Origin of the sequence: Streptomyces sp. NPDC048424, from assembly GCF_040651555.1 — a bacterium.
Taxonomy (GTDB): Bacteria; Actinomycetota; Actinomycetes; order Streptomycetales; family Streptomycetaceae; genus Streptomyces.
Window position 1 is genome coordinate 84,837 of record NZ_JBEZKE010000024.1, and the last position, 22,244, is coordinate 107,080.

General features: G+C 71.9%; 22 protein-coding genes. 18 read left to right on the forward strand and 4 right to left on the reverse strand.

Going from position 1 to position 22,244, the window contains the following annotated elements; genetic code table 11:
- Nucleotides 1–9: 9 nt before the first annotated feature.
- Nucleotides 10–996 (forward strand): ketoacyl-ACP synthase III, encoded by a 987-nt coding sequence (locus tag AB0D29_RS28560; protein ID WP_351288468.1) that lies wholly within the window; start codon nucleotides 10–12, stop codon nucleotides 994–996.
- Complete coding sequence (locus tag AB0D29_RS28565) at nucleotides 993–1,745, forward strand: SDR family NAD(P)-dependent oxidoreductase (RefSeq protein WP_362858152.1); 753 nt, start codon at nucleotides 993–995, stop codon at nucleotides 1,743–1,745. The genes AB0D29_RS28560 and AB0D29_RS28565 overlap by 4 nt, the downstream gene beginning before the upstream one ends.
- A 187-nt stretch (nucleotides 1,746–1,932) precedes the next feature.
- Here the strand turns inward: AB0D29_RS28565 and AB0D29_RS28570 are convergent, their stop codons facing one another.
- Nucleotides 1,933–2,850, reverse strand: coding sequence for a bacterial transcriptional activator domain-containing protein (locus AB0D29_RS28570; RefSeq protein ID WP_362858154.1), 918 nt, complete (start codon nucleotides 2,848–2,850; stop codon nucleotides 1,933–1,935).
- A 295-nt stretch (nucleotides 2,851–3,145) separates the two neighbouring features.
- Here AB0D29_RS28570 and AB0D29_RS28575 point away from each other — a divergent pair, with 295 nt between their 5' ends.
- The 12 genes from AB0D29_RS28575 to AB0D29_RS28630 all read left to right on the forward strand — a co-directional run bounded on the left by AB0D29_RS28575 (nucleotide 3,146) and on the right by AB0D29_RS28630 (nucleotide 14,272).
- Nucleotides 3,146–4,357, forward strand: a complete 1,212-nt coding sequence (locus tag AB0D29_RS28575; RefSeq protein WP_351301108.1) for an aminotransferase class I/II-fold pyridoxal phosphate-dependent enzyme — start codon at nucleotides 3,146–3,148, stop codon at nucleotides 4,355–4,357.
- A gap of 41 nt (nucleotides 4,358–4,398) precedes the next feature.
- On the forward strand, nucleotides 4,399–5,652 hold the full coding sequence (locus tag AB0D29_RS28580) for a beta-ketoacyl-[acyl-carrier-protein] synthase family protein (RefSeq protein WP_362858156.1): 1,254 nt from the start codon (nucleotides 4,399–4,401) through the stop codon (nucleotides 5,650–5,652).
- Nucleotides 5,649–6,506, forward strand: a complete 858-nt coding sequence (locus tag AB0D29_RS28585; RefSeq protein ID WP_362858157.1) for a MaoC/PaaZ C-terminal domain-containing protein — start codon at nucleotides 5,649–5,651, stop codon at nucleotides 6,504–6,506. Before AB0D29_RS28580 ends, AB0D29_RS28585 begins: the two co-directional genes overlap by 4 nt.
- Nucleotides 6,503–8,074 carry an AMP-binding protein gene (locus tag AB0D29_RS28590; protein WP_362858158.1) on the forward strand — a complete coding sequence of 524 codons (1,572 nt, stop codon included), beginning with the start codon at nucleotides 6,503–6,505 and terminating at the stop codon, nucleotides 8,072–8,074. Before AB0D29_RS28585 ends, AB0D29_RS28590 begins: the two co-directional genes overlap by 4 nt.
- Complete coding sequence (locus AB0D29_RS28595) at nucleotides 8,071–8,328, forward strand: phosphopantetheine-binding protein (RefSeq protein WP_362858160.1); 258 nt, start codon at nucleotides 8,071–8,073, stop codon at nucleotides 8,326–8,328. The genes AB0D29_RS28590 and AB0D29_RS28595 overlap by 4 nt, the downstream gene beginning before the upstream one ends.
- Before the next feature lie 43 nt (nucleotides 8,329–8,371).
- Nucleotides 8,372–9,412: a hypothetical protein gene (locus AB0D29_RS28600; RefSeq protein ID WP_362858161.1), complete on the forward strand. Its 1,041-nt coding sequence runs from the start codon at nucleotides 8,372–8,374 to the stop codon at nucleotides 9,410–9,412.
- Nucleotides 9,405–10,334: a tryptophan synthase subunit alpha gene (gene trpA, locus AB0D29_RS28605; protein WP_362858163.1), complete on the forward strand. Its 930-nt coding sequence runs from the start codon at nucleotides 9,405–9,407 to the stop codon at nucleotides 10,332–10,334. The genes AB0D29_RS28600 and trpA overlap by 8 nt, the downstream gene beginning before the upstream one ends.
- A 76-nt stretch (nucleotides 10,335–10,410) precedes the next feature.
- Nucleotides 10,411–10,785: an ectoine synthase gene (locus AB0D29_RS28610; protein WP_030721055.1), complete on the forward strand. Its 375-nt coding sequence runs from the start codon at nucleotides 10,411–10,413 to the stop codon at nucleotides 10,783–10,785.
- A gap of 58 nt (nucleotides 10,786–10,843) precedes the next feature.
- A complete protein-coding gene (locus AB0D29_RS28615; RefSeq protein WP_362858165.1) occupies nucleotides 10,844–11,989 on the forward strand; it encodes an acyl-CoA dehydrogenase family protein in 1,146 nt (381 codons plus the stop codon).
- The gene (locus AB0D29_RS28620) at nucleotides 11,986–12,723 is read left to right on the forward strand and encodes an N-(5'-phosphoribosyl)anthranilate isomerase (RefSeq protein WP_362858166.1); all 738 of its coding nucleotides are present in this window, start codon (nucleotides 11,986–11,988) and stop codon (nucleotides 12,721–12,723) included. The genes AB0D29_RS28615 and AB0D29_RS28620 overlap by 4 nt, the downstream gene beginning before the upstream one ends.
- Nucleotides 12,720–13,442: an indole-3-glycerol-phosphate synthase gene (locus AB0D29_RS28625; protein ID WP_362858168.1), complete on the forward strand. Its 723-nt coding sequence runs from the start codon at nucleotides 12,720–12,722 to the stop codon at nucleotides 13,440–13,442. Before AB0D29_RS28620 ends, AB0D29_RS28625 begins: the two co-directional genes overlap by 4 nt.
- The gene (locus AB0D29_RS28630; protein WP_362858169.1) at nucleotides 13,439–14,272 is read left to right on the forward strand and encodes an alpha/beta hydrolase; all 834 of its coding nucleotides are present in this window, start codon (nucleotides 13,439–13,441) and stop codon (nucleotides 14,270–14,272) included. Before AB0D29_RS28625 ends, AB0D29_RS28630 begins: the two co-directional genes overlap by 4 nt.
- 94 nt (nucleotides 14,273–14,366) lie before the next feature.
- On the opposite strand, the gene AB0D29_RS28635 is transcribed toward AB0D29_RS28630, so the two are convergent.
- From AB0D29_RS28635 to AB0D29_RS28645, 3 genes are all read right to left on the reverse strand, one after another.
- Nucleotides 14,367–15,002: a DUF6875 domain-containing protein gene (locus AB0D29_RS28635; protein ID WP_362858170.1), complete on the reverse strand. Its 636-nt coding sequence runs from the start codon at nucleotides 15,000–15,002 to the stop codon at nucleotides 14,367–14,369.
- The gene (locus AB0D29_RS28640; RefSeq protein ID WP_362858171.1) at nucleotides 14,999–15,601 is read right to left on the reverse strand and encodes a hypothetical protein; all 603 of its coding nucleotides are present in this window, start codon (nucleotides 15,599–15,601) and stop codon (nucleotides 14,999–15,001) included. Before AB0D29_RS28640 ends, AB0D29_RS28635 begins: the two co-directional genes overlap by 4 nt.
- Nucleotides 15,602–15,738: 137 nt before the next feature.
- Nucleotides 15,739–17,079, reverse strand: a complete 1,341-nt coding sequence (locus AB0D29_RS28645; protein WP_362858187.1) for an aminotransferase class V-fold PLP-dependent enzyme — start codon at nucleotides 17,077–17,079, stop codon at nucleotides 15,739–15,741.
- 369 nt (nucleotides 17,080–17,448) lie between these two features.
- Between AB0D29_RS28645 and AB0D29_RS28650 the strand changes: the two genes are divergently transcribed.
- From AB0D29_RS28650 to AB0D29_RS28665, 4 genes are all read left to right on the forward strand, one after another.
- Nucleotides 17,449–18,918: a multicopper oxidase family protein gene (locus tag AB0D29_RS28650; protein ID WP_362858172.1), complete on the forward strand. Its 1,470-nt coding sequence runs from the start codon at nucleotides 17,449–17,451 to the stop codon at nucleotides 18,916–18,918.
- A 184-nt stretch (nucleotides 18,919–19,102) separates the two neighbouring features.
- On the forward strand, nucleotides 19,103–20,311 hold the full coding sequence (gene metK / locus AB0D29_RS28655) for a methionine adenosyltransferase (RefSeq protein WP_362858173.1): 1,209 nt from the start codon (nucleotides 19,103–19,105) through the stop codon (nucleotides 20,309–20,311).
- 126 nt (nucleotides 20,312–20,437) lie between these two features.
- A complete protein-coding gene (locus AB0D29_RS28660) occupies nucleotides 20,438–21,418 on the forward strand; it encodes a carbohydrate kinase family protein (RefSeq protein ID WP_362858174.1) in 981 nt (326 codons plus the stop codon).
- The coding region (locus tag AB0D29_RS28665) for a homocysteine S-methyltransferase family protein (RefSeq protein WP_362858175.1) at nucleotides 21,415–22,244 on the forward strand (830 nt) is incomplete at its 3' end. The genes AB0D29_RS28660 and AB0D29_RS28665, both read left to right, overlap by 4 nt.

A 22,244-nucleotide genomic window follows, 5' to 3' on the forward strand; every position in this document is an offset into this window, starting at 1 on the left:
AGGGGTGACGTGACCGGCTTCGACATCACCGGGTGGGGCATGTCCGTACCCGAACGCATCGTCACCAGTGCGGAGCTCGCCGAACGGTTCGGCGTGGACGAGCACTGGGTCGTCAGCCGCTGCGGCATCCGCGAGCGGCGGGCGGTCAACCCGGGGCAGACCACCGCCTCCCTGGCCGTCGAGGCCGGCCGGCGTGCGCTGGAGAAGGCGGGGCTGACCGGCGCCGACATCGCCCACCTCATCGTCGCGACCGCCACGCCCGAGCAGCCCTCCCCGGCGACGTCCGCGTTCGTCCATCACGAACTGGGCGTCTCGGGGAGCGCGCACGACGTCAACTCCGAGTGCGCGGGCTTCGTCTACGGGCTGGTGTCCGCGATGGCGTTGATCGCCATCGACCCCCGCCCGATCCTGCTGATCGGGTCCGACACCCACACGCTGACGGCCAACCCGGCCGACCGTGACCTGTCGATCCTCGTCGGTGACGGGGCGGGCGCCATCGTCCTGCAGCCGGGCGCGGAGAACCGGGTCAAGGCGTGGAACCTGGGCGCCGACGGCGCCTGCACCGGCTCGCTGAAGGTCCTGGCCGGCGGCAGCCGGATGCCGACCACCCAGGAGACGCTGGACGCGGGCCTGCACTACGCGCAGATCAACGGCAACGAGATCTACCTCAACGCCGTCCGCTACACCGTCCGTACGGTGCGCGAGACGCTGGAGAACGCCAAGGTGGAGGCGGCCGACGTGGACCACGTCGTTCCGCACCAGGCCAACATCCGGATCATCAACTCGATCCTGTCGCACACCGGTCTGCGCCAGGAGGCGCTGATCACCAACCTCCAGAAGTACGGCAACACGGCTTCGGCGTCGATCCCGATCGCGCTGACCGAGGCTTTGGAGGAGGGCCGTATCAAGGCCGGTGACAAGGTCCTGCTGGCCGGCTTCGGAGCGGGCATGACCTGGGGTTCGATCCTGATGGAATGGGGCGGTGTCGCGGCATGAGCAAGAACAGTGCGGGACAGCGGCCCGAGTCGCCGGTCGCGCTCGTGACCGGTGCCTCGGGCGGCCTCGGCCAGGCCCTGGCGCTCGAACTCGACGCGCTGGGCTGCCGGGTCGCGGTCCACTACAACAGTGCCCGTGAGGCCGCCGAGGCCGTGCGGGAGAAGCTGGTGAACCCGTCGGTGCTGGTCACCGGGGACGTCGGTTCGTGGGAGGCCACCCAGGCCCTGCACGAGCGGATTTCCGCCGAGCTCGGCCCGGTGGACGTCCTCGTCAACAACGGGGCGATCCGCAAGGACAGCCTGATGGCGATGCAGAACCCGCAGGACTGGGCGCAGGTCATCCAGACCAACCTGATCGGGTCGTTCCACACCGCCCGGGTCTCGGTGCCGCACATGCTGCGGCAGCGGTGGGGCCGGGTGATCAACATCGTGTCCCCGTCGGGCATCATCGCGACGGCCGGGCAGACGGCGTACTCGGCGTCCAAGGCGGGGCTGATCGGCTTCACCCGTACCCTCGCGGCGGAGTGCGGCCGGCGCGGGGTGACGGTGAACGCGCTGTCCCCCGGGTTCATGATCACGGGTATGACGAACACCCTCCCGGACCGGGTCATCGAGGGCATGGAGGGCAAGGCCCCCATCCCCCGCTTCGTCACGGTCGAGGAGGTGGCCCGCAGCGCCCGGCTCTTCCTGGAGCAGGACTGCATGACGGGCCAGGTCATCAGCATCGACAGTGGTGTGTCCATCACCTGACCCCCACGCCTCCCCTCCCCCGGCCCCGGCCTCCCACCCCCAGGGGAGGCCGGGGCCGCTCCCCGTGCCCCCGTGCCCCCGCGGGGGCACGGGCGGTAGGGCCGGTACGAGTACAGGTACGGGTACGGGTACGGGGGCATGGCGAAGGCCGCCGCGGAGTCCGCGGCGGCCTTCGGCGTGCGAGCGGTCAGGCCGCGGGGAACGAGGTGGCGGGATGGGTGACGGGGTGGGTGACGCAGCCGTGGTCGGCCAGGGAGCAGGGGCGGGGGGCCGACGCGCGGTGGTCCATCTCGAAGACCCCCATGAGCACCGGGTCCAGGCCGGCGGCGGAGCGCGGGGCGAACGGGCGGGGTTCGGGGGTGCGCAGCAGTTCCAGGTAGGCCGCCTCCGTCTCGGGCGCCGGGTCGATCCCGAGCTCCTCGGCCAGTACCTCGCGCAGCTGCTGGTAGCTGCGTAGTGCCTCGGCCCGGTTGCCGGCCCGGGTGTGGGCGGCCATCCGGCAGCGGTAGGCGCTTTCCCGGAAGGGGGCGCGGCGCACGGCCTCCTCCGCGTAGCGCAGGGCGTGGTGTTCGTCGCCGAGGGCGGAGGAGGACAGGCTCGCGGTCTCCAGTGCCTTCAGGCGGACCTCTTCGAGCTGCTCGCGCATGGCGTTGACCCATTCGCCCTCGTGGGAGGGCAGGAACGAGCCGCGCAGGTTCGACACGGCGCCGGCGGCGAGCTGTTGTGCGACGGCGTAGGCGCCCTCCGCGTACGCCTCCGCGGCCTCGGTGACCGCGGTCTCCGCGCATTCCACGTCGACGGCCGCGTCCTGCGGTATCCGCAGGAGGTAGCGGCCGCCCTGGGCGACCAGCGGGGTGACTCCCGGCTGGTCCTGCGGTGTGGTGACGAAGGTGCGGACGCGGCTCACGAGGCTGCGCAGCGCGGAGGCCCAGGTGTCCGGCAGGCCTTCGGGCCATATGGTCTCGGCCAGTTGGTCACGGTCCGTGCCGCCGGTCCGCTCCAGGATCAGGCGGGCGAAGGCCACTTGCGCCTGGGCGCTCGACAGGTGTTGCGGCGCTGCTCCGTCCGGCTCGATCGTGACAAGACCTATGAGTCTGATCAGCACTATGCACTCTCCGAAACGGTCGGCTTCCGGCCGTGTCCCCCCTAGCTCGTGCGATTCAGAGGATACCGGCGGGCCGTCTCGGCATGTCAACAGCGACCGGCAAAACATTCCTTCGCGAATGAAAGCCGAGGTCCGGGGATTGTCCTTCGCTTTTCGAGTACGGCTATGGCCTTCCTCTTGCGCCGCTATTGCGCCCCCCGAGTCTTAATGGAATTCCACTAGAGCCCCGCCGGAACAACGGCGGAGCACCGATGGAGTTCCGGGTCCGCCGGACGATCGCGACGAGGAGAAGCACGTGAACGCATCCGCCGCCTGGAGCCGACTCGAGCCGAAGCTGGCCTACTTCCGCGACCGTGTCCGGTCGCTGGAGTACGAGCCCAACCGCAAGAACAGCTTCGTCGCCTACACCGTCGAGCGGGATTCGGCGTACGCGGACCAGGACGGCCGGCGCCTGCTGATGATGTCCGGGTACAGCTACCTGGGTCTGGCCGGTGACGAGCGGGTGGTGTCGGCCGCGAAGGCCGCCGTCGACCGCTACGGCACGGGCAACCACGGGGTGCGGGCCCTGGCGGGTTCCACGCCGCTGCACGAGGAACTGGAGGCGGAGGTCGCCAAGTTCGCGGGCCGTGAGCAGGCGCTGGTGTTCGGTTCGGGTTATGCGGCGAACGTGGGCACCGTCGGGGCGATCGTCGGTCCCGGCGACACGGTCTTCATCGACAAGTACGACCACGCGAGCATCGTCGACGGCTGCAAGCTCTCCGGCGCGACCGTCACCCGTTTCCGTCACAACGACGTCGCCCACCTGGAGCGGCGGCTGGCGGCCGCCCCCGACACCGGTGTCCGTCTGGTCATCGTCGACAGCGTCTACTCGATGGACGGTGACATCGCCCCCCTCGTCGAGCTGCGCAAGGTGTGCGACGCCCACAACGCGCTTTTGATGGTCGACGAGGCCCACGCGCTCGGTGTCATCGGTGCCACCGGCAAGGGCATCGAGGAGCACTTCGACTACGAGGTGAAGGTCGACGTCAAGCTCGGCACCCTCTCCAAGGCCATTCCGTCCATGGGCGGTTGGGTCGCCGGCTCCGCCGAGCTGATCCACCACCTCAAGTACGCGGCCCGCCCGTTCCTGTTCTCCGCCGCGCTCGGCCCGGCGCAGAGCGCCGCGGCGCTGGAGTCCCTGCGGATCCTGCAGCGCGAGCCGGAGCGCGTGGAGTTCATCCAGCGCGAGTCCGAGCGGTTCCGCACCACCTTGCACGAGGCCGGCATCAGCACCGTCGACAGCGAGACCGCCGTCGTCCCGGTCATCGCCGGTTCCGACACCGCCGCCTACGACTACGCCACCGTGTGCCGCAAGAACGGTGTCATCGGGCTCCCGGTGGTCACCCCGGCCGTCCCCAACGACCTGGCCCGGCTGCGGATCGCGATCACCGCGGCGCACACCAAGGCCGACCTCGACTTCGCGGCCGAGGCCTTCATCAAGTCGGCGCGCGAGTGCCGCATCATCTGACCCCCCTCACGACGACCGCCCTCACGCCTTAGGGAGCAGACATGCCTGGACCGTCCAGGGGCAGTTCGGCGCTTGTGCCCGTCGCCATCACCGGCATGGGCGTGGTCACCCCCGGCGGGTGCACCCCGGACGAGCTGTGGGACACGCTGCGGGCCGGCCGGTCCACCGCCGCCGAGCTCACCCACTTCGACCTCGGCCGCCACCGGGTGCGGATCGGCTGCCGGGTCCGCGGCCTCGAGGGCCTCGCCGGGCTCGTCCCGGCCAAGGAGGCCCGCCGGATGGACCCCTTCGCCCACTACGGCACGGCCGCCGCGCTCGCCGCGCACCGCGACGCGGGATCCCCCACCGTCGAAGCCGGGCGCACCGCCATCGTCGTGGGCAACGCGGTGGGCGGCCGGGCCACCAGCGACCTGGAGTCCGCCCACTACACCGAGGGCGGCCCGGCCCGGGTCAACCCTTTGATGCCGCTGATGACCATGCCCAACGCGGCCGCCGCGCACATCGCCATCCGCCTCGGCTGGACCGGTCCCGCGCTGACCGTCGCCAACACCTGCGCCAGCGGCGCGGACGCGATCGGGCACGCCCTGATGCTGCTCCAGACCGGCCGCGCCGATCTCGTCATCGCCGGCGGCGCGGAGCACACCCTCACCCCGGTCACCCTGGCCGGCTTCGGCAACCTCAACGCGGTCTCCTTGCGCAACGACGACCCGGAGCACGCCTCGCGCCCCTTCGACAAGGACCGCGACGGGTTCGTGATGGGCGAGGGCGCGGGATTCGTCGTCATGGAACGGCTGGAGGACGCGCGGGCGCGCGGGGCCCGGACGTACGGCCTGGTCGCCGGGTACGCCGCCACCGCCGACGCCCACCACCTCGCGATGCCGCTGCCCGACGGGGCGGGAGCGGCGGCCGCGATGGCCGCGGCCATCGCCGACGCCGGGCTCGACCCGCACGACATCGTCCACGTCAACGCCCACGGCACCTCGACCCCGCACAACGACCGCTCCGAGGCCGCCGCCCTCACCAAGGTGTTCGGCAGCGCCCAGCCGCCCGTGACCGCACCCAAGTCGGTCATCGGCCACCTGATCGGCGCCGCCGGAGCCGTGGAACTCATCGCCACCGTGCAGGCCATGCGGCACTGCGAGGTACCGCCCACCGCCAACCACGAACAGCTGGAGCCAGGAATGGACATCGACGTCGTCCACGGCGCGCCCCGCGCCGTGCGCCCGGGACCCGCGATCACGAACTCCTTCGGGTTCGGCGGCCACAACTCCTCCGTGGTGGTGACGCCGGTATGACGCTGCTGTCCCTGCCCTCCCCCCTGCGTACGCTGACCGTCACCGAACCCGAGATCACCGACTACCGCGGCGCGGCCCGGCGGGGGCTGCCCACCGCCCGGCCCGGTCAGGCCTCCCCCGTCCACACCTTCGTCCTCGCCCACACGGTGGCCGAGCAGACCGTCGCCGCGCTGACCGCCGCCGAGCCCGGCCCGGTCTCGGTGGTCCACCTCGGCCAGGACATCCGCACGGTGCGGCCGGTCCGGCCGGGCGAGCAGGTGAGCGTGGCCCTGGAGGTGGCCGGCATCCGCAAGGAGCCGCGCGGCGCCCGTATCGCACTGCGGGTCCACCTCGTCGGCGAGGACGGCCCCGAGCCGTTCGCGGAACTGACCATCTCCGCCCTGCTGGTCGGTGCGACGCTGCTGGAGCCCTTCGGTGACATCGGCGTCGGCCCCGCCGCCCCCGCCCCGGCCGGCGCGGGCACACCGCAGAGCGCGGTGCACGCGCTGACCACCGACTGGATCACCGCCTACGCCCACGCCTCCGGTGACCTCAACCCCATCCACCTCGACGCGGACGCGGCCCGCGGGGCCGGTTTCGACACCGTCATCGCGCACGGCATGAGCGTGGTCGCCCTCGCCGTGGAGGAGGCCGTGGACCGCTTCGCGGCCGGCGACTCCGCCCGGGTGCGGGGCCTGGGCTGCCGCTTCTCGGCGCCGGTGCCGCCCGGTATCCCGCTGGAGATCCTCCTGCAGCCCGACGCCGAGGCCCGCGTGGTGCGCTTCACCTGCAAGACGCCGAAGGGCGCGGCCGTGAAGTCGGGCTGGATCGAGCTCGCACAGCCGGCGCCGCAGGAAGGAGAAGAACAGCCATGACGACGAGCGTCCCGGCCGTCCCGGCCGTCGAACTCGGTCTCCTGGGAGGGTTCCTGACCCAGGTCCGCGACCGCCCCCACGCCACCGCGCTCCTCTTCAACGGGGAGGAGACCAGCTACCGCGAGCTGTACGAGCTCGCCGGCCGCGAACGCGACCGCCTCGCGCGCCTGGAGCTCGCCCCGGCGGTGCCGGTCGGTGTCCTCGCCGACAAGTCCCCCGCCGCCGTGGCCCTCGTACTGGGCTGCCTGCTGGCCCGCCGGCCGCTGCTGCTGCCGTCGCCGGCCCTCGCCGACACGCTGCTCGCCGATCTCTTCGCCCAGGCCGGCTGCGCCCGGGTGCTGGCGCCCGGCGGCCGGCCGGCCAGGGTCACGCCCAACCCGGCCGTCCCGGCCCAGCCGCTGCCGGCCGAGGAGGCCGCGGACGTGGCCTTCATGCTCACCACCTCCGGCTCCACCAGCCTGCCCAAGATCGTCCCGCTGAGCCTGGACGCCGTGGACCGCTTCACCCGCTGGGCCTCGAACGCGTTCGGGATCGGCCCCGACCGCACCGTCTTGAACTACGCCCCCCTCAACTTCGACCTCTGTCTCCTGGACGTGTGGACCACCCTGGCCCGCGGCGGGCGCGTCGTCCTCGTCGACCCGGCGCTGGCCGCCCACGGACGCCACCTGCGCGACCTGGTCCTGCGCCACGACGTCCACATCGTGCAGGCCGTCCCGATGGCCTTCGGACTGCTCCAGGACGCCGCCGACAAGACCGGCGACACCTTCCCCGGCGTCGAGCACGTCATGTTCACCGGCGACGCCATCGCCGACCGCACCCTCGGCGCGCTGCCCACCCTCTTCCCCAAGGCCCGCATCCACAACGTCTACGGCTGCACCGAGACGAACGACAGCTTCGTCCACGAGGTCGAGACCGCGGACGCCTGCGCCGGCCCGCTCCCGCCCGTCCCGATCGGCCGCCCGCTCCCGGGCGTGGGGGCCCTGATCCTGGACCCCGACACCGGGGCGCTCGTGGAGGGGCCCGGCAGCGGAGAGCTGTACGTCTCCACGCCCTTCCAGACCCGCGGCTACCTCGACCGCACCCGGCACGCCGACAAGTTCACCGCCCACCCGCTGGGCCTGGACGAGCGGCGCTGGTTCCGCACCGGCGACCTCGTGCGGCGCGACGCGGCCGGCACCCTGCACCTGAGCGGACGCACCGACTTCCAGGTCAAGGTCCGCGGGGTCGCCGTCAACACGGCCGAGATCGAACGGGTCCTGCAGGAACACCCCGACGTGCTGGAGGCGGGCGTCGCGGCCCTGCCCGACCCGATCGCCGGCAAGAGGCTCATCGCCGCCGTCCAGCGCGCCCCCGGCTCCCCCCTGACCGGCCTGCAACTGCGCACGCACTGCGCCCGGCACCTGCCCAGGGCAGCGGTCCCCCACCAGCTCACGCTGAGCGACACCCCGCTGCCGAAGACCGCCACCGGAAAGGTCGACCGCAAGGCGCTCGACCAGCTCGACTCCCCCACAGCCACGCCCGCCACGACATCCGTCGCCACACCTCTCGCCGAAGGAATCCCGTCATGAGCAACATCGACACCATCAAGAACTTCGTCATCACCGAGTTCCTCCCGGGCACCCCGGCCTCCGAACTCGCGGTCGACCACGACCTGCTCAACGACGGGGTCATCGACAGCCTGGGCGTCCTCAAGCTGATCGCCTGGGTCGAGGACCGCTTCGAGCTCGCCGTCGGCGACGCCGACCTGGACCCCAACAACTTCCGCAGCGTCGAGGCGATCGACACCTTCATCGCGGAGGCCCGCCGCACGGCGGCCGCCTAGAACCACCCACCACCACCCGACCCGGACGAGACGGAGACCGACCGTGCACGACGCACTCACCGGCCTGCTGGAGCAGCGGGCCCCGGTCGGCCGGGAGACCTGGCGGTCCTGGTGGGACCAGCTCGGCGACGGCCAGCTCGACAAGAGCGAGGTCCTCGCCCTGCTGGCCTCCCTGACCAGCCGGCTCCCGGACCACCAGACCCTGCGCCACCTGCTGGACTCGCTCGCCGAGCGCCGGCCGGCGGCGACGGTGACCACCTCCTGGGAGGGCACCGTGAACGTCGTCGGCACCGGCGGCGGGCCCAAGACCTTCAACATCTCCACCGCTTCGGCGTTCGTCGCCGCGGCCGCGGGGGTCAAGGTCGTCAAGACCGGGTCGCGGGCCTACACCAGCTCGCTGGGCTCCGTCGACCTGCTGGAACGGCTCGGTGTCCGTCTCACCTCCTCCTACGCCCAGACCGAGGACACCCTCGCCGCCCACGGGATCGCCTTCGCCGGGCCCTTCGTCTACCCGGCGCAGCTGACCCGGCTGGCGCGGACGGTGGCCCCGTACTCCATGAAGCCCTTCGGCCGCTTCCTGAACGCCCTCGGGCCCTTCCTCGCCGACCTGCCGGTGACCGCCCAGGTCACCGGGGTGTCGGCGGCCGCCCCCCTGGACACCCTGCGCCGGCTCGCCGCGACCACGACGACCCGCCGGATCTGGCTGACGTCGAACGACACCGGCGCGGACGAGCTGCTGCCCTTCGCCACCAACACCGTCCACGGCCAACACTGTTCGACCCGGATCATCCGGCCGGGCGAACTCACCCCCGGCGACGGCTCCTTCGGGGACCTGCGGCCGGCCGCCGAGCCCGCCGCGGCCGTCGACCACTTCCTGGCCGTGCTGGCCGGCACGGCGGGCCGGGTGGCCACCCACACGGTCTGCCTGGGCGCGGCCGCCCTGGTGGTGGCCTCCGGCGTCCGCCGGGACTGGCCCTCCGCCCTCGCCCTCGCCGAGGGCGCGGTCCGCTCCGGCGAGGCCCACGACCTCGCCCGGCGCCTGGCGGCGGCACCGGCCCGCACACCGGCGGTGGCCCGTGCCTAGGCCTACGGCGCCGACCCGCCCCACCCCGGCCCTGGCCAAGAACCCGTCGCCGGCGGCGCCGGCCGCACAGCGGGCGGGGACCGACACGGCCCCGACCCCGGCAGCCGAACCCGCACCCGCACCCTTCTTTCCGACCCGGCGGCCCGGCGCTACCCCCGGCCTGGCCCTGTTCCTCAACGCGGGCGACCCGCCGCTGCCGGTCCTGCGGGACCTGGTCCTGATGCTCGATCAGGAGGGTGTGGACTGCCTGGAGTTGGCCGTCCCGTTCCCCGACTCGGTCACCGACGGCCCCGTCGTGCGGCGCTCCGCCCGCCGGGCCCTGGAGCGTGGCGGCGCCGACCTGGACGACGTACTCGCCTTCATCGCCGACGTACGGCCGCACCTGGCGCACCTGCGGATCGCCCTCCTCGCCGACTGGAGCCACTCCCTCAAGCACCGCGACCTCGCGGCCACCACCCGCGAGATCGCCGCGGCGGGCGCGGACGGACTCCTCCTGCACGCGCTGCCCCCGCGCCTGCGCGAGGCGCACCTGGAATCGGCCCGGGCGGCCGGGCTGCCGGTGGTCACCACCTGCTACGCCAGCAGCCCGGCGGAGGTCCGGGCCCAGGCCGCCGCACAGGCGGGCGCCTACCTCTATCTCGTCGCCCACTACGGACGCAGCGGGACCGCACCGGCCGCCGGCCATGCCGCGCTGGCGCAGACAGTGACGGAACTGCGGGCGCACACGACGTCCCCGATAGCCGTCGGCTTCGGGGTCAGCACACGGCAGGACGTTCAAGCCGTCGGCGCATCCGGCGCCGACGCCGCGATCATCGGCTCCGCCGCGGTGGCCGCCGTGGAGCGGGCGCAGGACAGCGGCCTCGATGTCACCGCCGCCTTCCGCACGTTCGTCCGCTCGGTCCTGCCCGAAGTGCCGCACTGACCTTCCCCTGCCAGCGGAAGCGAGCTCCACCCCTCATCAGCACCATCCGTGCACCACCTCACACCGGGAGATTGCCATGATCGTTCGCGACATCGAGTCCGTGAAGACCGTCGAGTGGGGCAACGGCCTCAGCCGCCGCTTCCTCCTCGCCGAGGACGGCCTGGGCTACTCGCTCACCGACACCACGGTGCTCGCCGGCACCAAGTCGCGTCTGGAGTACGTCAACCACCTGGAGGCCTGCTACTGCATCGAGGGCTCCGGCGAGGTCATCGAGCTCGACGGCACCTCGCACGAGATCGTCCCGGGCCGGATGTACGCCCTCGACCAGCACGACGCCCACTTCCTCGTCGCCAGCCCGCACGAGGACCTGCGCCTGGTCTGCGTGTTCTCGCCGGCCCTGCGCGGCGACGAGGTCCACAGCCTCGACGCCCACAGCTCCTCCGCCTACTGAGGCGCGCCCGGCGCGCCCCCGCCCGTCCGAACCGTCAGCCGAATCAAAGGGGTCCATCGTGATCCGTTGGAACGCCGACCAGGCAGATCTGCGCGAAGGCCTGGAGCGGTGGGGAGACGCACTCAGCGCAGACCACATCGAACTCGACGAGCAGTCCGCCTTCTCGCAGGACAAGTGGAAGCTCGTGCAGAAGACCGGGATCCTGGGACTGCCCTTCGACGAGGACCACGGAGGCCTCGGACAGTCCCTCCTGACCACCATGTACGTGCTGGAAGGCCTCGGCGAGTACAACCGGGACTCGGGCCTGAGCTTCTCGGTCACCACGTCCATCTGCTCCACCGGGATCCCGATCCAGCAGTTCGGCACCGTGGACCAGAAGGAGCGCTACCTGCCCGGGATCTGCTCGGGCGAGACGATCGGCGCCCACGCCATCACCGAGGCCGAGGGTGGTTCGGACGCCATGGCGATGGCCACCAGGGCCGTGCGTGACGGGGACGACTTCGTCATCAACGGCAGCAAGGTCTTCGTCAGCAACGGGCCGATCGCGGACGTGATCGTGGTCTACGCCCGGACCCATCCGGACGGCGGCCCGCTGGGCACCACCGCGTTCCTGGTGGACCGCGACACCCCCGGGGTGAGCGCCGGCAAGCCCATCAAGAAGATGGGGTTGCGGACCTCTCCGCTGAGCGAACTGTTCTTCGACGACGTACGGGTGCCCAGGAGCGCGGTGCTGGGCCGGGTCGGAGGCGGGTTCCTCGTCCTGGACCACGTGATGAAACGGGAGATCCTCTTCTCCTTCATCGTCAACGTGGGCGAGATGCAGCACCGGCTGCAGCGGTGTGTCGACTACGCGAAGACGCGCAAGTCCTTCGGGAAGGCGATCGGTTCGTACCAGACGATCGCCAACAAGATCGTCGACACGAAGATCCAGCTGGAGACCGCCCGCAAGTGGCTCTACGACACCGGGGAGAAACTCCAGGCGGGCGAGAACGTCACCGTGGACCTGGCCATCGCCAAGCTCGTCACGAGCGAGAGCAACCTGGCCACCAGCATCACCGCCGTGCAGATCTTCGGCGGCCACGGCTACATGTCGGAGTTCGGCCTCGAGCAGGACGTGCGCAACGCGTTGGGCGGCACGATCTACTCGGGGACGAACGAGATCCAGTACAACCGCATCGCCTCGATGCTGGGACTGGGCAAGTGAGCACCACCCGCCCGCTGTCCCGGACGCTGCTGAAGGTCTGCGGGGCCACCGGCCCCTCGGACATCGAGGCGGCGGCGGCCGCCGGGGCGGACTGCGTCGGCCTCTGGCACGGCGTACCCGGCGGCCCGTCGGAACTCGACCCGGACGGGCTCGCCGCCCTTGTGGCGGCGGCCCGTCCGGCCGGGCTCCTGCCGGTCCTGGTGACGTTCCTGGCCGACCCGCGCGAACTGGCCCGGATCGTGCGGCGCACCGGCGTCGCCTGGGTCCAGCTCCACGCCTACCAGCCGCCGGCCCTCGTACGGGCGCTGCGCGAGGCCCTGCCCGCGGAGGTGGGCCTGGTCAAGGTGCTCCACGTCGACGAGGCGGGCGGCTGTGTGGAACGCCCGCTGATCGGTGCGTACGAACGGGCCGGCACCGACCTCTTCCTCCTCGACGCCGCCACCGGGGACGGCCGGATCGGCAGTACCGGCACCCCGCTCGACCCGTCCCGTCTCACGTCCCTGCTGCCCCGGCTCACCCGGCCCTTCCTCCTGGCCGGCGGTCTGACCGCGGCCAACCGCCCCGCCTACGAGGACGTCGTACGCCACCACGGTTTCCGCGGCATCGACGTGGACACGGCGGCGCGCGACCAGGGCAGTGGCCGCTTCGGCGTCCCGGAGATCGCCGCCCTGGCCCGTGCCTGGCGCACGGGCACCCCTGTCCCCCACTCTCCCCAGCTGGAGCTTTCGCGATGACGAAGCAGAACCGGAACGGCTTCCCTTTTCTCGAGGCCCTCCTGGCCTCGCCGACCCCCGTGGTGATGGAGGTGAAACGGCGCGACGCCCACGGCTACGACATGCTCGGCGGCCGCACCCCGGCCGCGATCGTGGAGGCGTACGAGACGGCGGGCGCCCCGTGCATCTCGGTGGTGACGGGCCGCTGGTTCGGCGGCTCGCCCGCACTGTTGCGGGACGTGGCCGCGCTGAGCGGTCTTCCGCTCCTGCAGAAGGACTTCATCACCAGGAAGGACCAGATCCGCACGGCCAGGGAGCTCGGCGCCTCGGCGGTGCTGCTGACGGCGGCGCTGCTGCCGGCGTCGAGCATGCGGACCCTGGTCACGGAGTGCCTGCTGGCCGGGCTCACACCGTTCGTCGAGATCACGACGGAGGCCGAACTCGAGGCGGTCCACCACCCCGAGGAGTGTGTGATCGCCGTCAACAACAAGGACATCAGGACCCGCGAGCGGGGCGCCGGCGACCTGGGCCGCTCCCTCGACCTGCTCCCGGCGGTCCGTACGGCCGGCGCCGCCTGCCCGGTGAGCGCGAGCGGCATCGACGGCCCGGCGACCGCCGCCCAGCTCCTGGACGCCGGGTTCGGCGGGCTGCTGGTGGGCACCTCGCTGCTGCGCACCGGCTCCCCCGTCGAGTGGGTGGACGCGATGGCGGGCGCACGGAGGGGGCTGGCCCTGCGATGAGCTCCCTGACGGGCGGCGCACGCCCCCACACCCTGAACGCCGCGGGCATCCCCCTGTCGGGTTTCCTGGCCCTGCCCGAGGGCCGGGAGGTCCGCTCCACGATCCTGGCCGTCCACGGCCGCGGCATGCGGGCCGCGTACTGGAGTGCCCTCGTCCCGCTCGCCACCGCTCTGGGCCACGCGGTCCTGGCGCTGGACCGGCCGGGCTACGGCGACTCGGCGGAGCTGCTGCCCGAGGGGCAGAGCCTGGCCGGCCAGGCGGAAACCCTCCACGCGGCCCTCAAGGAGCACGCGGCCGGGCACGCCATCGGCGCGGGCGTGTTCCTCCTGGGCCACTCCGACGGCGGCAAGGTGGCCCTGCACACGGCGGCCACCGACGGCGCCGTGCCCCTGCTGGGCCTGGACGCCTCGGGCGTCGGCCACCACTACAATCCCGAGGCCCTGCACTTCCCCTCCACCCTGGGCGGCGGTGCCTCCAAACTCAACTGGGGCCCCCTGAACCTTTATCCGCGCGGCACCTTCCAGGCCAGCCGCGCGCTGCTGGCACCGACCCCGCCGCGCGAGTCCGCGGAAACCGTCCGGTGGCCGGGCCAGTACGAGGACCTGGCCCCCCGCGTTCGCGTCCCCGTGCGTCTGACCTTCGCCGAGCACGAGGCGTGGTGGCAGCTGGACGACCCGGCGCCGGCGTCGATGGCGGCCCTGCTGACCGCGGCCCCCCACGTCAGCGTGGAACACCTCCCCGCGGCGGGCCACAACATCAGCCTCGGCCATGCGGCCACCGCCTACCACCTGCGCGTCCTGGCCTTCCTGGAGGACTGCCTGCGCCTCTAGCCGGCCGCCCCGGCGCAGGCCCCCGCAACGCCGATCGGCCGCGCCCCCCACACGGGGGCGCGGCCGATCGGCGTTCACCGGGGCGGCGGGGCACTCAGGCGGCCACCACCCGGCGCACCAACTGGTCGCGGATCCGGGCCGGGAGCGCCGGCGCGAACCGCTGGAGGTAGTGGTCCATGTGGGAGTCGTCGCCCACCAGGAAGGGGAGGTCGAAGACCAGCAGCTTGCGGACCGCCAGCAGCGGCAGCGGGGCGCGCAGCGGGCGGAAGGACTCGTTGTACAGGCCCGGTTCCTCGCAGACCGGGTGGAACTGGCCGATCATCAGGCCCTCGGCGACGAACTCGTCCTTCGCCTTGCGCTGGAGTTCGTCCAGCTCCACGGAGTCCGTGGGGTCGAAGCCGGGCAGGACCAGCAGGATGGTGAGGAGTTCGCGGTCCTCGGGCGAGAGCGGCTGGGAGAGGACCGCGTGGCGGGTGCGCAGCGAGTCGACGGCCATGGCCAGGTCCTCGCATCCGGCGGAGGGCAGGGCCAGGTGGAAGAGGTCCTTGCGCAGCGAGGGCTGGGTGTAGGGGCACACGGGTCCGGTGCGGCCCAGTTCGGGGTGGCTGGAGACGAGGAAGTCCCGGCTCCACATGAGGACTTGCAGCAGCGGGCCGATGGCTTCGGGCGGTGCCTCGCCGCGGGCGACCTGGCTGCTGGTCCACGACTGGATCAGGTCGTCTCCCCTCATCGGGGGTTCCTCCACATCGGTCGCAGTACGGGGCCGCCGTCGGGCAGGGTGATGTCGGCGCCCAGGCGGTCGAAGCCGGCGCGGCGGGTGACGGCTTCGCCGCCCGGTGAGCTGGCCTCCGTGTAGGCGCCGACGCCGTCGGCGTCGGCGCGGGCGGCGATCTCGGCGAGGAGGTCGGACATCAGGCCGCTCTTTTGGTGGCCGGGTCGCACCGCGCCGAAGGAGGCGTAGTAGTGCGGGGTGTGCGGGTGGCGCTCGGCCTGGAGGCGGGCGATGGTGCGCAGGGCGTCGGTGTGCTCGCCCAGGGCGTGGGCGAAGGCGGCGTCCAGCGCTTCCTCGTCCGGTTCGGCGCCGGGCGGCAGGAACAACAGCACCGCTTCGCCGTCGGGGGTGGTGAGGATCGCGTCGTGGGCGGCGGAGAGTTCGACGAAGACCCGGAAGAACCCGGGGAGCAGCTCGGCTCGCAGCCGCTCGTCGGGGATCATCCAGCGGGTCAGCGCGTCGTCGTGGAAGGCGGCGGACATCAGGGCGGACAGGTGGTCGACGGACGGCCGGTCGGGCCGGGGTAACGCGGTGGGGCCGGACGTGTTCGGGGACAAGGCGGGGACCTCCGGTCGGAAGGACGAGAACGGGTGGGGAGGGGCGAGATGGGACGGGACAAGGGCGGGGAGGGGGCGGGGGTGCTTCAAGGGGGGGGGTGGGGGGCTGCGGCCTTTGGCGGTGGGGGTGTTGGCCGTCAGGAGGCCGTGCGGCCGCGCGCGGCCAGTTGCTCCACGCGGGCGTGCAGGGTCGGCAGGTAGTGCTCGGACTCCGGCTTGATCAGGACGCTGCGGATCACCCGGGCCGCCTGCGCGTCCCGTGCCACGTGCGGGTGACGGCGTACGAAGGCGTCCGCGTCGGCGCGCAGCACGCTCAGGAACACGGGGTCCGCCTCCGCCGTCATGCCGTCGCGCAGCAGGCGCTCGGATGCCGCGTCGATCGAGGACAGGGTCGGGTCGGCGCAGGTGGGGAAGTAGGTGACGATGTCGAGGTCCGGGCGCTGGTAGAGCTCCAGTTCGTCGGAGGCGGTCAGCAGGTCGGCCCAGCGCAGTGCGGCCCGGCGGTTCGCGGCGAGGATCCTGCCGAAGCCGTCCGGGGTGAGCGGCAGCAGTTGCAGGGTCAGCCACAGGGCCGCGGCGGCCGCGCCGGCGCGTGAGCACTCCAGGCTGATCTCGCCCAGGTGCAGGTCGGCGTCGGTGAAGTAGGTGTACGGCGAGTCGTGCGCGAAGTGCCGGCCGGCCCGCGGGTCGGGGAAGAGGACGGCGCCGCAGCCGTAGGGCTGTAGGCCCTGCTTGTGCGGGTCGACCACCACCGAGTCGCATGCGGCGATCGCCCGCCAGGGGGCCGGGTCGATGTCGCCCGTGCCGGCGCGGCCCAGGATCGCGTAGAAGCCGCCGTAGGCGGCGTCGACGTGTACCCGTGCCCCGTACCGGCGGGCCAGCGGCAGGACTTCGTGGACCGGGTCGACCGCCCCGAGCCCGGTCGTTCCGGTGGTGACGACGACGGTGCCGATGTGTCCGGCGCGCAGCGCGCTCTCCAGCGCTTCGAGGTCGATGCGGCCGTTCGCGTCGGTGGGGATGCGGTGGCCCTCCATGCCCAGGACGTGGCACATCCGCTCGTGGGTGTAGTGGCATTCGCCGCTGTAGGCGATGCCGCGGCCGGGGTGGAGCTGGCGGGCGACGTAGAGGGCTTCGAGGTTGGCCATGGTGCCGCTGGTGGTGAGGTGTCCGACGTGTGCGTCGAGGCCGAACATGGCGGCGAGGTCGGCGACGGCCTCGCGTTCCATCTCGGTGGTGGCGGGTCCGCCCTCGGCGGCGTGGTTGTTGGGGTTGAAGAGCATGGCGGTGAGGTAGCCGGTGACGGCCGCCGGGTGCGGCGGCTTGACCATCTGTCCTGCGTAGCGCGGGTGGAAGAACGGATAGTTGTGGTCCATCCGTTTGGCGAGGCGGTCGAAGGCCTCGCCGAAGGCGTCGGGGTGGATGCGGTGCGCGTCGTGGGTCTCGTAGGGGCCGAACTGCCCTCCCCACCGCTCCGCCACCGTGAGCGCGCGCGGCAGCCAGTCGCGTAAGTCGTGCAGGTCGTGCAGGTCCACGGGAGCCTCCCCCAGCGGCCGCCCGGTTCGGCGGCACGAGTCGGGCGTACGCGGTCGTACGTACGCATGAGGAGGGTTACGAAGGCCCCGCAAGGCCCGCGCAACGCCTGACGCCCGCACACCATCTGGGCTCCAGTGACGCGCTAGCCGCGTCTGGTCCACTCGCGGCGCGACAGCCATGCGGGGCACTGCCCCGCCGGCTGCCCGCAGGCACCGGCACACCGGCCGCCGCACACCGGGCGCCGGCCGTCCTCGGCGCGCCCGGTGCCGCTCTCGGGCGTCTGCCCGCACCCACTCTTGCCAGGAGGAAATCCCATGGTCACCAGACGCAGTCTGCTCGGCGGTGCCGTCGCCGCGACCGGCGCCGGTCTGCTCACCGGCGGGGGGCTGACGCCGTTGCTCAGTGCCCGGACCGCCCAAGCCTCCGGGGCCGGCGCCGGCGGGGGCAAACCGGTCACCGTTCCGGCGCCGTTCACCGTGCGGATGCCGACCCTGCCGGTGCTCCAGCCGATATCCACGCTGGGCGGCCAGGACACCTATGCCGTCACCATCAAGGAGGTGGCGCGGGAGATCATCCCGGGTGTGCAGACGAAGGTGTTGACCTACGACGGCCAGTTCCCGGGGCCGGTGCTGCGGGCCCGCAGCGGGCGGAAGGTGGTGATCCGGCACCGCAACACCCTCACCATGCCGGTCTCGGTCCACCTGCACGGCGGCAGCGTCTCACCGGAGAACGACGGCGGCCCGATGGACACCTTCGCGCCGAACACCTCGCGCACCTACACCTACCCGAACCAGCAGCCGGGCGCCGGCCTGTGGTTCCACGACCACGCGCACCACATGGAGTCGGAGCACGTCTTTCGGGGGCTGTCGGCAACCTATCTGCTCTCGGACGACACGGAGCGGTCGCTGCCGCTGCCGTCCGGGCAGTACGAGGTGCCGATCGCGCTGCGCGACGCCCGCTTCGACGAGGCCGGACAGCTGGTCTACGTGATGGACGACGTCTTCGGCCGGACCACCATCCTGGCCAACGGCCGCCCGAGCCCCTACTTCGAGGTGGCGGCCCGCAAGTACCGCTTCCGGCTGCTCAACTCCTCCAACATGCGCTTCTTCCAGCTGCGGCTGTCGGACGGCGGCCAGATGATCCAGATCGGTACGGACGGCGGGCTGCTCGAGCACCCCTTCACGACGGATTCCATCGGGCTGTCGCCGGCGGAGCGGGCGGATGTGGTCATCGACTTCTCCCGCTACCGGGTCGGTACGAAGATCGTCCTGGAGAACACCCTGGGGCCCGGCACGCCCGACCAGGTGGGCAAGGTGCTGCGCTTCGACGTCGTACGGACGGCGTCGGACGCGAGCCGGGTGCCCGACACGCTGCGCACCCTGCCGGCCATGGCCAAGGCCACGGTCCAGCGCACCGTCGTGCTCAGCATGGACGAGGACGGCCGCCAGGAGCCGCGGGGGTTCATGGACGGTCAGGTCTGGGACTACCAGCGCATCGACCAGACCATCGCGCACGGCAGCTCGGAGATCTGGACGGTCACCAACGCGAACAAGATCGTTCCGCACAACTTCCACATGCACCTGGTGCAGTTCCGGGTGCTGGAGCGCAACGGGGCCCCCATCGCGCCGGGTGAGGCGGGGCTGAAGGACACGGTCCGTCTGTTCCCCGGCGAGACGGTGAAGCTGCACGCCACCTTCGACACGTACAAGGGGACGTACGTGTACCACTGCCACCTGCTGGACCACTCGGCGATGGGCATGATGGCCAATTTCCGTATCCGGTAACAGGGCCTGCGGGGACGGGCCGTTCGAGCGGGGGTGGGGGAACCGGCCAGCTCCGCTCGACGCGCTCTCAAGGACGGGCCGAGGACCGGGCGGCAGGATCCTCGGCAACAGACCATGTCCGGCCGTGTCCCCCACGTCCGACCCTGCCCGATCCGACCACCGTCCCCACACCACCTGGAGTGAGATGTCCCGCCGTCTGTTCACCTCGGAGTCCGTGACCGAGGGCCACCCCGACAAGATCGCCGACCAGATCAGCGACACGATCCTCGACGCGCTCCTCTCCGAGGACCCCGCCTCCCGGGTGGCGGTGGAGACGCTGATCACCACCGGTCTCGTGCACATAGCCGGCGAGGTGACGACGAAGGCCTACGCGCCGATCGCGCAGCTCGTCCGGGACAAGATCCTCGAGATCGGCTACGACTCCTCGCAGAAGGGCTTCGACGGCGCCTCCTGCGGCGTGTCGGTGTCCATCGGCGCCCAGTCCCCCGACATCGCCCAGGGTGTCGACACGGCCTACGAGAGCCGTGTGGAGGGCGAGGAGGACGAGCTCGACAAGCAGGGCGCCGGCGACCAGGGCCTGATGTTCGGCTACGCCTGCGACGAGACCCCCGAGCTGATGCCGCTCCCGATCCACCTCGCGCACCGGCTCTCCCGCCGGCTGTCCGAGGTGCGTAAGAACGGGACGATCCCCTACTTGCGCCCCGACGGCAAGACCCAGGTCACCATCGAGTACGACGGCGACCAGGCCGTCCGGCTGGACACCGTCGTCGTCTCGACGCAGCACGCCTCCGACATCGACCTGGAGGCCCTGCTGGCCCCGGACATCCGGGAGAACGTGGTCGAGTACGTGCTGCGCGCTCTCGCCGAGGACGGCATCAAGCTGGAGACCACGGGCTACCGGCTGCTGGTCAACCCGACCGGCCGTTTCGAGATCGGCGGGCCGATGGGCGACGCCGGCCTGACCGGCCGCAAGATCATCATCGACACCTACGGCGGCATGGCCCGCCACGGCGGCGGCGCCTTCTCCGGCAAGGACCCGTCCAAGGTCGACCGCTCCGCCGCGTACGCCATGCGCTGGGTCGCCAAGAACGTGGTCGCCGCCGGCCTCGCCTCGCGCTGCGAGGTCCAGGTCGCGTACGCCATCGGCAAGGCCGAGCCCGTGGGTCTTTTCGTGGAGACCTTCGGCACCCACACCGTGCCCACCGACCGCATCGAGCGGGCCATCACCGAGGTCTTCGACCTGCGCCCGGCCGCGATCATCCGCGACCTGGACCTGCTGCGCCCCATCTACGCGCAGACCGCCGCCTACGGGCACTTCGGCCGTGAGCTGGCGGACTTCACCTGGGAGCGCACCGACCGCGCCGAGCGGCTGAAGGCCGCCGCGGCCGCCTGAGCACCCGGCGCGCACCGCCCGCGCCACCGGGCACCCCCACCCCCCACCCTGCCCCCACTTCCTGCCCCGCCACATTCCGCCCCGCCGACATCAGACCGGTTCACAGACCAGTTCACAGGAGTCCACGTGCGTATCGCGGTGACCGGATCCATCGCCACAGATCACCTCATGGCCTTCCCGGGCCGGTTCGTCGACCAGCTCCTCCCCGACCAGCTGGAACACGTCTCGTTGTCCTTCCTCGTCGACACCCTCCAGGTGCGGCGGGGCGGAGTGGCGGCCAACATCGCCTTCGGCCTCGGCGGCCTCTTCCTCGACCCCCTCCTGGTGGGCGCCGTGGGCCCGGACTTCGCCGAGTACGAGGTCTGGCTCAAGGAACACGGCGTCGACACCGGCTCGGTGTACGTCTCCTCCGAGCACCAGACCGCCCGCTTCATGTGCATGACCGACCAGGATTCCAACCAGATCGCCGCCTTCTACGCGGGCGCCATGGCCGAAGCCGGGCGCATCGACCTGCACGGCGTCCATGACCGCACCCCCCTCGACCTGGTGCTCGTCTCCCCCAACGATCCCGGCGCGATGGTCCGGCACACCGAACAGGCCCGGGAGCTGGGCATCGACTTCGCCGCCGACCCCTCGCAGCAGCTCGCCCGCCTCACCGGCGCCGAGGTGCACAGCCTGGTCACCGGAGCCCGCTGGCTGTTCACCAACGAGTACGAGTCCGCGCTGCTGCGTGAACGGGCCGGGTGGAGCCACGCGGAGGTCCTCGACCGGGTGGGGACCTGGGTCACCACCCTGGGCGCGCAGGGCGTCCGTATCGACCGCAAGGGCGAGCCGGCCCTCACCGTTCCCGCCGTCCCCGACGTCCCTGCCCAGGATCCGACCGGTGTCGGCGACGCCTTCCGCTCCGGCTTCCTGGCCGCCGTCAGCTGGGGGATGGCGCTGGAGACCGCCGCGCAGCTCGGCTGCGCGATGTCCGCGCTGGTCCTGGCGACGGTCGGCTCCCAGGCGTACGAGATCCGGCCCGAGCCGCTGCTCGCCACCGTTCGCGCGGTGTACGGGGAGCATGCGGCCGGGCTGCTGGCACCGAAGCTGGAGCGGCCGGCATGACGACGAACTCACAGAAGCGGGCCGATGCCCTGCGGGAGGCGCTGGCGACCCGCGTGGTCGTCGCCGACGGGGCGATGGGAACGATGCTCCAGGCGCAGGATCCTTCGATGGAGGACTTCCAGCAGCTGGAGGGCTGCAACGAGGTCCTGAACGTGACCCGTCCCGACATCGTGCGTTCCGTGCACGAGGCGTACTTCTCGGTGGGTGTGGACTGCGTCGAGACGAACACCTTCGGTACGAACTACGCGGCGCTGGCGGAGTACGACATCGCGGAGCGCAATTTCGAGTTGTCGGAGTCGGGTGCCCGGATCGCCCGGGAGGTCGCGGACGAGTTCACGGCGTCGACGGGGCAGCAGCGGTGGGTGCTGGGGTCGATGGGGCCCGGTACGAAGCTGCCGACGCTGGGGCACATCACCTACGGGAAGATCCGTGACGCGTACCAGATCAATGCGGAGGGTCTGATCACGGGCGGCGCCGACGCGCTGCTGGTGGAGACGACGCAGGACCTCCTGCAGACGAAGTCTTCGATCATCGGTGCCCGGCGGGCGATGGAGGCCCTGGGTGTCACCGTGCCGCTGATCTGCTCGGTGACGGTGGAGACCACCGGCACCATGCTGTTGGGTTCGGAGATCGGTGCGGCGCTGACGGCGTTGGAGCCGTTGGGCATCGACATGATCGGGCTGAACTGTGCCACCGGCCCCGCCGAGATGAGTGAGCACCTGCGCTATCTGGCGCGCAACGCCCGTATCCCGCTCTCCTGCATGCCCAACGCCGGCCTGCCCGTCCTCACCAAGCAGGGCGCCCACTACCCGCTGTCCGCGGCCGA

Bases quoted from the DNA above. Each gene is read 5' to 3' on its own strand.
- AB0D29_RS28565 (WP_362858152.1), top strand. From the start codon at position 993: ATGAGCAAGAACAGTGCGGGACAGCGGCCCGAGTCGCCGGTCGCGCTC.
- AB0D29_RS28580 (WP_362858156.1), top strand. From the start codon at position 4,399: ATGCCTGGACCGTCCAGGGGCAGTTCGGCGCTTGTGCCCGTCGCCATC.
- AB0D29_RS28585 (WP_362858157.1), top strand. From the start codon at position 5,649: ATGACGCTGCTGTCCCTGCCCTCCCCCCTGCGTACGCTGACCGTCACC.
- AB0D29_RS28590 (WP_362858158.1), top strand. From the start codon at position 6,503: ATGACGACGAGCGTCCCGGCCGTCCCGGCCGTCGAACTCGGTCTCCTG.
- AB0D29_RS28595 (WP_362858160.1), top strand. From the start codon at position 8,071: ATGAGCAACATCGACACCATCAAGAACTTCGTCATCACCGAGTTCCTC.
- AB0D29_RS28610 (WP_030721055.1), top strand. From the start codon at position 10,411: ATGATCGTTCGCGACATCGAGTCCGTGAAGACCGTCGAGTGGGGCAAC.
- AB0D29_RS28625 (WP_362858168.1), top strand. From the start codon at position 12,720: ATGACGAAGCAGAACCGGAACGGCTTCCCTTTTCTCGAGGCCCTCCTG.
- AB0D29_RS28630 (WP_362858169.1), top strand. From the start codon at position 13,439: ATGAGCTCCCTGACGGGCGGCGCACGCCCCCACACCCTGAACGCCGCG.
- AB0D29_RS28635 (WP_362858170.1), bottom strand. From the start codon at position 15,002: ATGAGGGGAGACGACCTGATCCAGTCGTGGACCAGCAGCCAGGTCGCC.
- AB0D29_RS28650 (WP_362858172.1), top strand. From the start codon at position 17,449: ATGGTCACCAGACGCAGTCTGCTCGGCGGTGCCGTCGCCGCGACCGGC.
- metK (WP_362858173.1), top strand. From the start codon at position 19,103: ATGTCCCGCCGTCTGTTCACCTCGGAGTCCGTGACCGAGGGCCACCCC.